This is a genomic window from Pseudomonas sp. ASL4 (assembly GCF_056680395.1).
Genome location: NZ_CM155280.1, coordinates 2,741,823 through 2,754,670, shown reverse-complemented (window position 1 = coordinate 2,754,670; position 12,848 = coordinate 2,741,823). Strand labels below are relative to the sequence as shown.

At 60.2% G+C, this 12,848-nt stretch carries 10 protein-coding genes and 1 pseudogene; 4 read left to right on the top strand and 7 right to left on the bottom strand.

The genetic code is table 11. The features are described 5' to 3' along the window. Window positions 1-21: 21 nt before the first annotated feature. Entirely contained in the window at window positions 22-1,443 is a 1,422-nt protein-coding gene (locus tag AC1MEW_RS12520) for an MltF family protein (protein WP_480426460.1), read from the bottom strand. Window positions 1,444-1,680: 237 nt separating this feature from the next. On the opposite strand from AC1MEW_RS12520, the gene AC1MEW_RS12515 reads away from it, so the two are divergent. Both AC1MEW_RS12515 and AC1MEW_RS12510 read left to right on the top strand, forming a co-directional pair. Next, window positions 1,681-2,490, top strand: a complete 810-nt coding sequence (locus AC1MEW_RS12515) for a TatD family hydrolase (RefSeq protein WP_201205541.1) — start codon at window positions 1,681-1,683, stop codon at window positions 2,488-2,490. Window positions 2,491-2,610: 120 nt separating this feature from the next. Beyond that, a complete protein-coding gene (locus AC1MEW_RS12510; protein ID WP_480426458.1) occupies window positions 2,611-4,092 on the top strand; it encodes a methyl-accepting chemotaxis protein in 1,482 nt (493 codons plus the stop codon). Window positions 4,093-4,163: 71 nt separating this feature from the next. Here the strand turns inward: AC1MEW_RS12510 and AC1MEW_RS12505 are convergent, their stop codons facing one another. Further along, window positions 4,164-5,135: an IS110 family RNA-guided transposase gene (locus AC1MEW_RS12505; RefSeq protein ID WP_480423023.1), complete on the bottom strand. Its 972-nt coding sequence runs from the start codon at window positions 5,133-5,135 to the stop codon at window positions 4,164-4,166. A 369-nt stretch (window positions 5,136-5,504) separates the two neighbouring features. Here AC1MEW_RS12505 and AC1MEW_RS12500 point away from each other — a divergent pair. After that, a pseudogene (locus AC1MEW_RS12500) lies at window positions 5,505-5,833 on the top strand (terminase). A 1-nt stretch (window position 5,834) separates the two neighbouring features. Here AC1MEW_RS12500 and AC1MEW_RS12495 read toward each other — a convergent pair. The 3 genes from AC1MEW_RS12495 to AC1MEW_RS12485 all read right to left on the bottom strand — a co-directional run bounded on the left by AC1MEW_RS12495 (window position 5,835) and on the right by AC1MEW_RS12485 (window position 8,012). Beyond that, on the bottom strand, window positions 5,835-6,632 hold the full coding sequence (locus AC1MEW_RS12495) for an acyl-CoA thioesterase (RefSeq protein ID WP_201205545.1): 798 nt from the start codon (window positions 6,630-6,632) through the stop codon (window positions 5,835-5,837). A 247-nt stretch (window positions 6,633-6,879) separates the two neighbouring features. Further along, on the bottom strand, window positions 6,880-7,647 hold the full coding sequence (locus AC1MEW_RS12490; RefSeq protein ID WP_201256818.1) for a CHAD domain-containing protein: 768 nt from the start codon (window positions 7,645-7,647) through the stop codon (window positions 6,880-6,882). A gap of 86 nt (window positions 7,648-7,733) precedes the next feature. After that, on the bottom strand, window positions 7,734-8,012 hold the full coding sequence (locus AC1MEW_RS12485) for a hypothetical protein (RefSeq protein WP_157711547.1): 279 nt from the start codon (window positions 8,010-8,012) through the stop codon (window positions 7,734-7,736). A 222-nt stretch (window positions 8,013-8,234) separates the two neighbouring features. On the opposite strand from AC1MEW_RS12485, the gene AC1MEW_RS12480 reads away from it, so the two are divergent. Next, on the top strand, window positions 8,235-9,272 hold the full coding sequence (locus tag AC1MEW_RS12480) for a patatin-like phospholipase family protein (RefSeq protein ID WP_201191347.1): 1,038 nt from the start codon (window positions 8,235-8,237) through the stop codon (window positions 9,270-9,272). A 153-nt stretch (window positions 9,273-9,425) separates the two neighbouring features. Here AC1MEW_RS12480 and AC1MEW_RS12475 read toward each other — a convergent pair whose 3' ends face one another. Together AC1MEW_RS12475 and AC1MEW_RS12470 are read right to left on the bottom strand one after the other, a co-directional pair. Further along, window positions 9,426-10,124, bottom strand: a complete 699-nt coding sequence (locus tag AC1MEW_RS12475; protein WP_201256594.1) for a response regulator — start codon at window positions 10,122-10,124, stop codon at window positions 9,426-9,428. A gap of 48 nt (window positions 10,125-10,172) precedes the next feature. Further along, the gene (locus AC1MEW_RS12470) at window positions 10,173-12,824 is read right to left on the bottom strand and encodes a sensor histidine kinase (protein WP_201205553.1); all 2,652 of its coding nucleotides are present in this window, start codon (window positions 12,822-12,824) and stop codon (window positions 10,173-10,175) included. Between the last annotated feature and the right edge of the window lie 24 nt (window positions 12,825-12,848).

Genomic DNA, 12,848 nt, shown 5'->3' with positions numbered 1-12,848 from the left:
CATAACAATCAGCTTAGTCGATCATTTCCGAGAGACCACTTTTTGCCCTTTAGGCTCCAACGACTCCCGCTCCCGATCAAACGCCAAGTAATACTTGTTCACGCTATTAACATAGCTGACGGCGCTCATCCCCACTTGCTCCATGGCAATGCGCTCGACCTGAAAGAACCACTGATTAGGGTTCAAACCCCGTCGCCGGGCCTCAGCACGCATGCCCTGAACCCGTTCCGGCCCCATGTTGTACGCCGCCAGCACGAACGCCATCCGTTCGCGCTCGTTGAGTTTGGGGCTGGAGAAGAATTTTCGGCGGATCATCGCCAGGTACTTGGCCCCTGCCTGCACATTGGCGTCGAGGTTCTGCACATTGTTGACCCCGACCCGCTGTGCCGCCGACGGGGTGATCTGCATCAAGCCAGTGGGGCCACCGCCACTGCGGGCCTCGGGTTGCAGCGCCGACTCCTTAAACGCCAACGCCGCCAGGTTCAACCAGTCCATGCCTTGGGCATCAGCGTGTTTTTGCAACACCGGCCGGAGTTTTTCCAGCCGCTCCCGATCGGCCTTCGCCAACGGATAGTGCACTTGATACAGGCGCCGGTAGATCCGCAGAAACGCCACGTCCTCATCCGACGGTTTCTTGTAGGTGGTCAGGAAGCGATCAATGCTCGCCCGCAACATCGAGGCATCGCGGCGCACGAACCAGTATTCCTCGCCGGGCGCACCGATCAGCACCTGCCGATCAAACCGCAGCTTGGGCAGAATCTTGCCCCAGCGCTCGGCGATCGGCTGCTCGACGATGGTCAGGTGGAAGATGCCACCCTGGACCATCTCCAGCACGTCCTCAACCGCCAGGCTCGGGTCGACCCACTCAACCTTTACCGGTGCCAGTTTGTGCAAGGCCAGCTTTTGATTGATCTGACTGACCGCGTCCCCAGCCGCACTGCCCGTGGGCAATGCCAGGGTTTTGCCAGAGAGTTGTTCGAGATGGGTGTAACGTCGTTCACCCTTGATGCCGACCAGGATCAGCGGCACGTTGCTGGCAATCGGTTCGCTGGTACTCACGGCGTGGCCGGATTGCGGATCGAGCAATTCCCCGGGAGCCACCAGATCGCCCTCGCCGCGCTGCAACGCGCCGAGCAGTTGATCCTTGGCTTTGGGGATGATCTTGAGGGTGATTTCCTGGCCGTCACGTGCGTGGCCATTGAGGTATTGCTCGAAGGCCCGCAGGCGATGGTACTCGACACCGATGGCCTGGCCCTCAACTTCACCGGAGCTGTTACGGCTCTGATTGACCAGGACCTTCAGCACGCGGCTGCTGCGGATTGCCGCCAGATCGCGGACCTGGGTGGCCGGCACGGCTTGCAGCGGCCCGGCGAGGCGCGCAACCGCCGGCATCGGCAGCAGCAACGAACAACACAGCAGTAGCAAAACCGAGGGACGTGTCATCCACTCTCCGGAAAGAATACTGGTCCGGCTTCAGGGTAAATTCCGTGAAGCAAAACGACAGAAACAGAGCGCCTGGAGCGCTGGCAAAGTGCGAAAGACTGGCACAGTGATGGCAGTTTCACCAACCCGACCTGTCTCGCGGCATCAAAAGACAGCTTTAACTCGTTGTAGTTCTTGGCTTTTCTTATAAATCTACAGCTCTGATATGCTTTCCGGCCTTTGGTCCGAGGTAGCACCATGCAACTCATCGATATCGGCGTCAACCTGACCAACCCCAGTTTCGACGATAAACACCAGGCCGTACTCGACCGCGCCTACGCTGCCGGGGTCTGCCAATTGGTGCTCACCGGGACCAGTGTCGACGGCAGCGAACAGGCTCTGGAACTGTGCCGGCAACTGGACGAAAGCGCGCAACGGCTGTTCGCCACCGCCGGCATTCACCCGCACTCCGCCAGCGACTGGAATGCCGATAGCGAGCGGCGCCTGCGCAGTTTGCTCAAAGAGCCGAACATGGTGGCCGTGGGCGAATGCGGGCTGGATTTCAATCGCGACTTCTCGCCGCGTCCGCAACAGGAAAAGGTCCTCGAAGAACACCTGGCCATGGCGGTCGAACTGCAATTGCCGGTGTTCCTCCATGAACGCGATGCCAGTCAGCGCTTGCTCGAAATCCTGCGCGACTACCGTGATCAGTTGCCAGCCGCCGTGGTGCATTGCTTCACCGGCGAAAAGAAAGCGCTGTTCAGTTACCTCGACCTGGATTTGCACATCGGCATCACTGGCTGGATCTGTGATGAACGACGGGGCACGCACCTGCATCCGCTGGTGAAAGAGATCAAGCGCGGACGCTTGATGCTGGAGAGTGATGCACCGTACTTGCTGCCGCGCAGTCTAAGGCCCAAGCCAAAGAACGGGCGCAACGAGCCGGCTTATCTGACCGAGGTGTTGCGCGAAGTGGCGTTGCATCGCGAGGAAAGTGAAGAAGACCTGGCGGCTCATACCACTGCTTGCGCCCGGGCATTCTTCGGCCTGCCTACGTTCCCCCAGTAACACCTAAATCCCCTGTGGAACCGTGGTGGTTGTTGACCTGCATCAACGTCCAAATCCCTGCATAGCGGCACAATGCTGGCACCTTGCCAATGCTGTTTCCGCTATCAGAGAAGACCTCCTATGGGTGCCTGGCTTAGCAACATCTCGCTGAAATACAAATTCTGGGCGGTCAACGCGGTCGCCTTCGTCACCACCCTGCTGTTGGTGTTGTACGCCGTACAACTTGAACAGCAAGCCCGCAGCCATGCATCCCAGGCATCGGCTCAGGCTCAGGCACGTTTGCTCAACGCCTGGCCGGCCGGGCAGCCGCTGCCCCAGGCTGACAACGTACTGACCTTCAGTCACGGCCAGGCACCACGGATCAACGATCAACCAGTGCTGGAACTGACCGACACCAATGGCTGGGTCGATATCAACCGCATGCCGCTGTTCGGCGACAACCCGTTGATGGGCGCCGAGGTATTCAGCCGCGCCGATGGTCAGCAAGTCGCGGTGATCGCGTACGGCCCAAGCCTGACCCAGGTGTTCGGCGAACGTTTCTTCAACTATGCGATGGCGGTGGCGATCCTGATGCTGGCGATGCTCGGTGCTTCGCAGTTGTTGATCCGTTTCTTGCTCAGCCAGCTTAATACCTTGAAAGACGTGATGCTGCACGTCGAGAAAACCGGCGACCTGTCGGCCCGCGTGCCACTGGCCTGCAAGGATGAAGTCGGGCAGATGGCCAACGCCTTCAACGCCATGCAGGCCGGTTATCAGCGGGTGGTCAACACCGTCGCCAACACCGCCCGGCAACTGGATGTCGGCGCGGCACGGCTGGCGTCGAGCATGAATGAAGTGCGCCACGGTATGCTCGGCCAGCAAAGCGAAACCGATCAAGCCGCCACCGCCATCAACGAAATGACCGCCACGGTTTATCACATCGCCCAGCATGCCGGCGCCACCCGCGACCTCTCGCAAAGCGCCGACACCCTGGCCGGCAGCGGCCAGGAAGTGGTCAGCCGAGTGCAGAAGTCGATTGCCGGATTGTCCAGCGGCGTGCAGCAGACCGCCGAGATGATCCAGCGCCTGGCCGAGGACAGTCAGAAGATCAATGGCGTGGTCAGCGTGATTCACAGCATTGCCGAGCAAACCAACCTGCTGGCGCTCAACGCGGCCATCGAAGCGGCGCGGGCTGGAGAAATGGGCCGCGGCTTTGCGGTGGTCGCCGATGAAGTACGCAACCTGGCCAAGCGCGTGCAAACCTCGACGGATGAAATCACGCTGATGGTTGCTGCCTTGCAGGCCGGGACCCGAGACGCCGTGGACTTCATGCAGGAGAGCTCGTTCAAGGCCGACGATTGCGTCCAGCAGGCTCAGGAAGCCGGGGCAGCCTTGGCGCAAATCACCAGCGCGGTGGCGCAGATGCGTGAAAGCAATACGCAGATCGCAGTGGCCGCCGAGCAGCAGAGCCATGTGGCCGAAGAGATGAATCGGGCGGTGGTGAGCATTCGTGACGTGACCGAGAACACGGTGCAACAGACGGTGGATTCAGCGACCACCAGTAATGAGTTGGCGACGTTGGCTGGGGAGTTGAGCAAGGCTATCGGGCAGCTAAAGCTTTAAAGTCAAAAGATCGCAGCCTTCGGCAGCTCCTACATTGGATCGGCGTACACCTGTAGATACCGTCTTGAATCTCACCGAGCAAGCGCAAATTCAGGGTCATATGGCTGGCCCGATTTGAGCACTGCGTAAACGTAATGCAGCAGCTTGCGCATGGCAGCACAGATGATCTGCTTGGGGGCCTTGCCGTTGGCCTTCAGGCGATCTTTCATGGCGATTATTGCTTTGTTGTGTTGCAACGCGACCAAGCCCGGCATGTATAGGCCTGCGCGCAAGCGCGCTGAGCCGATCTTCGAGATCGGGCTGCGGCCCTTGAGGAGCCCTGATTCCTGGAGTTCTGGATTCAGGCCAGCAGCCGCGACAAGTTTTCGAGGGTCGTCGTACTTGCGCAGGTCGCCCAGCTCAGCCAGCAACCGCTCAAGCGTTTTCTCGCCAATGCCGTCGATGGTCACGACCAAGTCGCGCATCTGGCGCATGTCGGGGTCGTCATCGATATGTTTTTTGATCGCCTTGTGGGTTTCAACGATTTCTTTTTCGATGTGGCCAATCACCGAGTTGATCGACTCTTTGACCTTTTCGTCGGACACGTCCAGACGATTACGCTCCATTTGCTCCATCTCTTGAAGGTCATCCAGGCGACGAACCATGGCCTTCAGTTGGCGGAACTTCAGCGGTTCCGGAGCCCAAAGCTTGAGCTTTTCATTTTTTTCTTTAGCGAAGTCGGCGATCAGCTTGGCATCACTCTTGTCGGTTTTGATCCGACGTAACTCGCTGCCCGCATACGCGTGAGTCGTGGCCGGATTCACCACGCAGACCCGATAACCCTTGTTGTAGACGAACTCGGCGAGCTCCAGATGATAGACACTGGTCGCTTCCATCACGATCAGGGTCGAAGGCTCGGCCTGCTTCTGCAACCAAACTTCAAACTCTTTGAAACCCTTGGAATTGTTAGCCAGTTTGGCCTTGGTTTTATGCTTGCCATTTGGCAGATGTGTAGCGATATCAAAGGTGTTTTTAGCGACATCGACGCCGACGAAACTGGACATAACACTCTCCCAATCAGATCAATTGCGATCATCACTGCACTCTGCCCGACCTTGCGAATGCGGGCTCTAGCCAGAGGCGGGCCCAAGATACCGTTCGAACTATACGAGTGAGTGCGGAGGGTTGGAGCACGATCTACGTCACAGGCAAAAAGCCTAAGGAGCTGCACGGCTTCCAGGTCCCTCCCTCGATGATCAGTCGAGAACTATCGCTCCTGACGGAGCGATAGTCGAGATACAAGGAGCTGCCGAAGGCTGCGATCTTTTTTGCCCATTACACCTATCGAGTCAATAGCCAACCTTGATTCGCCGCCCACCCCTGCCCCGCCTATTCTTCAAGCATGTGTTCAACATGTATCGAGGAGTTTCAACATGGGCAAACGTCATCCTAACCTTCCAGCCTGGCAATGGAAGTCGCACCCGCAAAATGACCAACACGCAACCCATCATGCTTTGAATCTGATCGCCGTTGCGCTGGTCATCATCGGGTTTCTGCTGCTCGTTTCAGGCGTTTTCAGCCTGAGCCCGATCAATGTCGTGATTGGCGCCATCGGTGTGTTCGCCGCGCTGGGTATTCAGCGCCGCGGTCACAGCCTGAAGGCGTGAGTCTGAGTGATGTCGTGCTTGCTGGCCGATCAATTCCTGACGTTCTCAGCGGTGGCGGGTGGCGCGCTTGGTGTAAGCAGCGCCACCCTTGCTGAGTCAGGCAAAAATCGTCACGGTCTGCCGGCTCATGGCAATCAACTGACCGTCTGTGCTCCACAGTTTCGCCGCCGCATGCCCATAGCCATCTGCAGCATATTCGATGTCCACCAGGTACTTGCACCAGTCCAGCGTACTCAACGCCAGCAACGGCTGGACGAATTCGATGGTCCAGGTCAGCGTACTGCCCGCCGCCGGTTTGTTCAGGTGCGGCAGCAAGGCCGGTGGCCAGGCGTCGACCAGCGCGAGGATATACGCCTCGCTGAGCGGCTCGTCCTTCACATCCCCGCGCAAGCGCACCCAACCGCCCATGTCCCGGGATTTGTTCCCGGTGAACGGCAACCCACCGACGCTCCAGCGCATCGCCAGATGTTTCATGAACTCCGGGGTCACGCCTTTGATGTAGGGCAGTTCCTGGCATTCGTCCCAGTGTTTCATCTCGGGCGCAGATTGCGCCGTCACCGCCACTTCGGACGGTCGCGAGGCACCGAAACTGCCCTGGACCAGTGTCACCACCTGACCTTTCTGCATCACCCGGCCCAGCACTTGGCTGACGGCCTTGCCTTCGCGCAACACGTCGACTTCAAAACTGACCGGCACATCGGGTTCTACCGGGCCGACAAAAGTGATCGCCAGCGAACGCACTGGCCGATCCGCCGGGACTTTTGCGCGCATGGCTTCGTACTGCAACGCGGCGACCAGGCCACCAAAACTGGCACGGCCCTGGCCCCATTCGGCGGGAATCGACAGCGCCTGCGGCTGGCTGCGGACAGCGTCGAGCAGATCGGAAAATCGCATGAAAACCTCAGAACGCGGAAAAGGATGAAGGGATCTTAACCAGCCTCTGAGGGCGGCACAGCGCTTATTCCGGCCAAAAGCACTGACAGATGAGCCGCGTTTGGCTCTAACACACCTTCCAAACTCAAACACAAAACCAATGTGGGAGCGGGCTTGCTCGCGAAAGCGGTCTGTCAGTCAACTTTGATGTTGAATGTATCGACCTCTTCGCGAGCAAGCCCGCTCCCACATTTGATCCGTGGTGTTCTCAAGATTTGAAGCAGGCAGCGCTTAGTTTATCGAGCACTCGGTCGGCACGCCTTTCAGCCTGGGTCATGGTGGTTTTCCAGACCGCGACGCAGGATTGTAAATCCGCTTCCTGTTCCGCCCGCAGCAGCCACTGCCAGCAGTCGTGCCAATCACCCAGCGCGGCCTGGGCCGATTTGAGTCTGGGCATGGCGGCTTTGGGTAAACGGTCCAGTTCGGGATAGGCCTCGATGCCATAGCGCACGCGCTTGATCAACAAGCGCAACAAATGACGATCATGGGCCGGGTCGTGCAGGGTGTGGTCGAGTTTCTTCCACTGTTTGGCCAGGCGCTTTTCGATACGCTTGCGCAAGCCCTTGAGCAATCCCTGACGCTGGGACGCGCGCAGGAAGCGCGGAAACGCGTCGAGGATCATCAGCAATTGAATGACTTCAGGGCTGGTCGCGACGGTCGGATAGGCCTCGTCCATTTGCGCCATGCGCCGCTTCGCCGCCTCGGGTTGACCATGTTCAAGCAGGTACGCCGCCAGCACTTCGCGATCGCGCAGCGGCGTGGTCAGTTGACCGACCCCGGACGCCGCCACTTCCAGTTGCTCGACCCCAGGTAAACCACGAAGGGGCCGCAACAGGCTGCGCAAACGGCGCACCGTGGTGCGCAATTCGTGCAATGCTTCAGGGTCGGTACGGGCAGTCAAGCGTGCCTGACAGGCCAGCAAACGGACTTCCAGGCTCAGAACCTGAGCCACCAATCGGTCAACCAAGGCAGACATCGTTTGCTCCCTGAATCGAATTCCCTACGGCACTCGATGCATCTTGCCTGTATCGAAGCTCGCCGCCATTGAGCTACATCATAGTCTTAACGGCCCGCGCGGGATTCACGAATGTAGAAACGCGCCTTCTCGGCTTTGCTGGTGCAACCTTCGTAGGCTTCAAATTGCTGTTGGGTCTTGGCGCCGGTCAACAGCGACAGGGCCTTGGAGTAACTGACGGTGCCGGCGAAACCTTCGGCCTTGGCCAGGTCCAGTTCATGCCAGGCCGCATCAATCTGGCTGCCACAACTGTCACGGTACGCAGTTTTCCCAGCACAACCGGCCAGCGCCAGGGCAATCAAAGGCACACAGATCCAGGCTTTCATCGATAACACCTCAAAGATAAATAAACAGTCGTGCAGGTAAGACGTTTGGGCGCGTAAAAAGTGCCTTGACCCCGCTGCACAAACTACAGCGTCCGCGAGCATACCCATCTGTCGCCATGCAGTGTCGAAAAAACGACGCCCCTGCCCCGCCCAACGACCTTAACGATTGAAGCACGCCCCTCGATGGGTGCATTGTTGAACCTTGTCAGATGAGGGCGGTTCATGAAAAAGCGTGTCGCACTGGTGCTGGGCTCAGGTGGAGCCCGGGGCTACGCCCATATCGGTGTCATTGAAGAGATCGAACGGCGTGGCTACGACATCGCCTGCATCGCCGGTTGCTCGATGGGCGCGGTGGTCGGCGGGATTTATGCCGCCGGCAAACTCAACGAGTATCGTGACTGGATCGAAAGCCTGGATTACCTCGATGTGTTGCGCCTGGTGGACGTCAGTTTTCGCCTGGGGGCGATTCGCGGGGAGAAAGTCTTTGGCCAGATCCGCAAGATCGTCGGCGAGATCAATATCGAAGACCTGCGCATCCCTTACACGGCGGTGGCCACCGACCTGACCAACCAGCAGGAAATCTGGTTCCAGGCAGGCTGCCTGCACCAGGCCATTCGCGCCTCGGCGGCGATTCCCAGTTTGTTCACGCCGGTGATGCAGGGCAATCGCATGCTGGTCGATGGCGGCCTGCTGAACCCGCTGCCGATTGTGCCGGTAGTGTCGAGCCATTGTGATTTGATCATCGCGGTCAACCTCAACTCGACCAACCAGCGTCATTATCAACTGCCGGTGATCCAGCGTCCGGCGGCGTTCAAGTCGCGCTTCGATAACCTGATCAATTCCCTCGGCTCGAAGATGCCGTTCCGGCGCAAACAGGCTGAACAATTGCTGCTGCTGGAACAGGAGGCGTTGAAAGCCGAGGCGGCGGAAATCAATCCCTGGATCGAATCTGCCGAACCCGAAGCCCAGCAGCCCGCCGCTGCGCCGCAAGGCGAAGGTGCGCCGAAATCCGCTACGGGCTCGTTCATCATCGACAACGTTGGGCCGGCGTCTTTGCTGGACCTGATCAACCAGAGTTTCGAAGTGATGCAGACCTCGTTGGCGCAGTACAAGATTGCCGGGTATCCGCCGGATGTCTTGATCAACGTGCCGAAGCGCGTGTGCCGGTTTTTCGAGTTTTACAAAGCACCGGAGTTGATCGCGTTGGGACGGGAGATTGCGCGGGATACGATGGACCGGTATGAGAATGAGCAGAACTGAGAATCTGAAAATTCTCGGGTGACTGTCAGGACCTCATCGCGAGCAAGCTCGCTCCCACAGTGGATCTTTGGTGGACACACCATATGTGATCAGCCCCAATCAAATGTGGGAGCGAGCTTGCTCGCGATGAGGCCGGCTCAAACAATACAATTCCTAAAGACTGTCCTCGTTCAACAACCGATACCCCACCCCCGCCTCGGTCACGATAAACCGCGGCTGAGTCGGATCATCTGCGAGTTTCTGGCGCAAATGCCCAACCACAATCCGCAGGTAATGACTGTCCTCGGTATGGGTCGGCCCCCAGATGTCCTTGAGCAATTGCTGCTGGGTGATAACCCGCCCCGGATGCCGCGCCAGTTGCGCCAGCACCGCGTACTCCTTGCGGGTCAGCGCGACTTCAACACCGTCGAGCAACACTCGGCGATACGCCAGGTCTACGGTCAGCGGGCCGAACGTCAGGGCCGCTTGCTGAGCCTCACCGGCCGGCGCCTGTCGCAACAACGCCCGAACGCGCGCGAGGAATTCCTGAATGCCAAACGGCTTGGTCACGTAATCGTTGGCGCCGCCATCCAGCGCTTCAACCTTCTGCCCTTCGCTGGCGCGCACCGACAGCACCAGCACCGGCACCGTCGACCATTCGCGAAACTCGCGCAGCACTTGCTGGCCGTCCATGTCCGGCAGCCCCAGGTCGAGCACCAGCAGATCGGGTTTGTTCAGCGCCGCTTGCGCCAAACCTTCGTTGCCAGTGCCGGCCTCCAGCACTTTGTAGCCCTGGGAGGCGAGGCTGATGCGCAGGAACTTGCGGATCTGCGGTTCGTCGTCGATGACCAAAATGGTCGCGGTCTGGCTCATGAGTTCACATCAACAAATAGAAGTGGCAAGAGAGTAGCGCAAGCGCGATCAGGCTTCACTTTCGTAGCCCGGTTGCGCCTGCAACGGCAGGTGCAAGGTGATGCAGGTGCCACGCCCTTCAATGCCATCGGCAACGCTGATCCGCCCACCATGGGCGCCGACCATGCCCTGACAAATCGCCAGCCCCAACCCCGTGCCCTGCCCGCCACGATCACCACGCGCGGCGGTGTAGAACATGTCGAAAATCTTCGCTCGCTCGTCCTCCGGAATCCCCGGGCCTTCATCGCTGACGGAAAAAAACAGCTCGCTGTCATCGGCCCCGGCGCGCACTTGCAGGCGTCCGTGAACCGGTGAAAACCGCGCGGCGTTTTCGATCACGTTGACCAGCGCCTGTTCGATCAATGCCGCATGCACGTACAGCAGCGGCAGCTCGGCCGGCACTTCGGTGCTGACCTGCAACGGCGCCAACACCGCGCGCAGGCGATTGAGCGAACTGCCGACGATATCGGCGGGCGACACCCAGTCCCGGGCCAGTTTCAGCGCGCCGTGACCGAGGCGGGTCATGTCCAGCAGGTTTTGGATGTAGCGGTCGAGACGCTCCGCTTCATCGCGGGTGCCTTCGAGCAGCTCGCGGCGATCCTCCAGCGGGATCGCTTCGCCGAGGGCCAGCAGGCTGTCGATGCTGCCACGCATGGAAGTCAGCGGCGTGCGCAAATCGTGGGACACCGAGGCCAGCAAGGCACTGCGCAGTTGCTCGGTTTCACCGTGCAGCCGCGCTGCTTCGAGGTCTTCGGCCAATTGTGCACGGGCCAGGGCCTGGGCCAATGGCTGGCTCAGCGCAGTCAGCAAACGCCGGCGCTGGCCGCTCAAGGTCTGGCCTTCTTTGGCGCAGACACCGAGCAACGCCAGCGGCCCATCTTCGACCGACAACGGCCACCACCACCAACGCCCGAACGGCAGCGTGCCGGTGCCGGCGCCCGCCGGCTGATCGTGTTGCCAGGCCCAATCGGCAGCGGCACGTTCGGCCTCGGAGAACTCCAGCGGACCGCCGGTTTCGACTTTCCAGCCACCCTGCCCGTCGCGGTTGAGCAGGCACAGTTGCAGATCGCTCCAACCATTCAAATGCTGGGCGGCGGCACTGACCACGGCCTGGCGGTCGGTGGCGGCGGTGAGTTTGCGCGACAGGTCGAGCAGTTCGGTGGTTTCTTCCTGTGTGTCGCGCAAAGCCTCCAGTTGTCGACGTTGCCGCGCGGCGAGGTTGCCGGTGAGCGCCGCCATCAGCAGGAAAAACAGCAACGTCAGGACGTCTTCTTCGCGCTGGATGGCGAACGAGAAGTTTGGCGGTATGAACAGAAAGTCGTAGGTCAGAAACGACAACGCCGCACAGGCCAGCGCCGGGCCAAGGCTGCTGCGCACCGCCACCAGCAACACGGCGGCAAGGAACACCAGGGAGATATTCGGCAGCGGCAAAACACTTGCCACTGCCCAGGCCAAAGCACTGGCCAAAACGGTTGCCACCAAGGCCAGCGCGTAGTCGAACCAGACCAATGAATGCGCCGAACGCTGACGGGTTGCGGGCACTTCATGGTCGCTGTCGAGGACGTTGATTTCCAGCCCACGGGCATCGCGCAACAAGCGTGACGCCAGACCGCCGCCGAACACCCTTCGACGCAAACGCTGGCGCGACTGACCGACCAACACCAGGCTCGCGCGACGTTCGGCGGCGTGCTGGATCAGGGTTTTCGCCACCTCGCCGGCCCGCAGCAACACCACTTCGCCGCCGAGGCGCTCGGCCAGTTGCTGGGCGCTTTGCAGGCGCAGGCGCGATTGCTCGTCGCGCACGCTGCCGTTGTCCACATGCACCAGGCTCCACGGCAAATGCCGACGCTGGGCGACGCGGCTGGCGTGACGCACCAGACGTTCGGCCTGAGCATCGCCATCGACCCCGACCAACAAGCGACCGCGCACCGCAGGTGCCGCCTGGCCGAGCTGGCGATAACCCTGGGCCAGATCATCATCGACCTGAGCCGCAGCGGTTTGCATGGCCATTTCACGCAGGGCGGTGAGGTTGGTTTGCGTGAAGAACGCATCGATGGCCGCCCGCGCCTGCTCCGGCACGTAGACCTTGCCATCGCGCAGTCGCTCCAGCAATTCCCGGGGCGGCAGGTCGATCAACAGCAGTTCGTAGGCTTCTTGCAGGACCCAGTCCGGCAGGGTTTCGCGGACCTGAACGCCAGTGATGCCGCGCACCTGGTCGTTAAGACTTTCCAGGTGCTGGACGTTGACCGTGGTGTACACGTCGATGCCGGCGGCCAGCAGTTCCTGGATGTCTTGCCAACGCTTGGCGTGGCGACTGCCGGGGGCGTTGCTGTGGGCCAGCTCATCGACCAGCACCAGTTTCGGCTTGGCTTTGAGCAGGCCGTCGAGGTCCATCTCTTCAAGCATCACGCCACGGTATTCCGAGCGCACCAGCGGTTGTTGAGGTAAGCCACCGAGCAGCGCTTCGGTTTCGGCGCGGCCATGGGTTTCGACCACGCCAGCGATGATTTTCACACCCTGACGCAGTTGGGTGTGGGCCGCTTGCAGCATGGCGTAGGTCTTGCCGACACCCGGCGCGGCACCGAGGAACACCTTGAGCCGGCCACGGCCATCCCGAGGCAGATCTGCTAACAACGCATCGGCGCGGCCGGAGTCACTCATGCTTGGGAATCTCTTTTTTCAGAT